General features: G+C 72.0%; 2 protein-coding genes. Both read right to left on the bottom strand.

All coding sequences use genetic code 11. From position 1 onward, the window contains the following. Positions 1 to 260 (bottom strand): AMP-binding protein (locus G7A99_RS23625; RefSeq protein WP_163144500.1); only part of this gene is annotated, 260 nt, incomplete at its 3' end. Further along, positions 253 to 621, bottom strand: a 369-nt coding sequence (locus G7A99_RS23620) for a (2Fe-2S)-binding protein (protein WP_163144498.1), incomplete at its 5' end; no start/stop codon positions are given. The genes G7A99_RS23625 and G7A99_RS23620, both read right to left, overlap by 8 nt.

Below are 621 nucleotides of genomic sequence, written 5' to 3'. Positions count from 1 at the left end.
GTGCTGCGCCAGTTGAGCGGCGTGACGATCACCCCGGCGCACTGGCAGGCCCAGTGCAGGGTCGCCATCTCCCAGCGGTTCTGCATCACCACCAGCAGCCGGTCGCCCTTGCCGACGCCGAGCCCGTCGAGCCCGTGGGCCACGGCCTGGATATACCCGAACCACTGCGCGTACGTCAGGCGCCGGGGTCCATCGCTGACCGCCACCGCGTCGGGACGGCGCTCCACCGTCGCGAGCAGGCTGCGTCCCAGGTCAAACATCGTCTCGCTCCTCCTGCCGTTGTTCGCGCCGCTGTGCGGCGACTTCGAGGACGGCGCGCACGATGCCCGTGTACCCGGTGCACCGGCACAGGTGCCCGGAGAGCATGTCGCGCACCTGCGCCTCGCTCGGATCGCGCTCGCGGCCGAGGAAATCGGCGCACGAGTTGAGAATGCCCGCGGTGCAGAACCCACACTGCAGCGCGTGATGACGCCGGAAGGCGGCCTGCAGGTCGGACAGCGGGCCGTCGTCGCCGGCAAGCCCCTCCACGGTGTCCACCCGCCGGCCGTCCGCCTGCACGGCGAGCATCAGGCACGCCCGGCTGGCCACGCCGTCCACGCGCACCGTGCATGCCCCGCAGAC

Source organism: Arhodomonas sp. KWT (genome assembly GCF_010993615.1).
The sequence above is the reverse complement of the archived record's forward strand: the minus strand, read 5'-3'. Positions and strand labels throughout refer to the sequence as shown.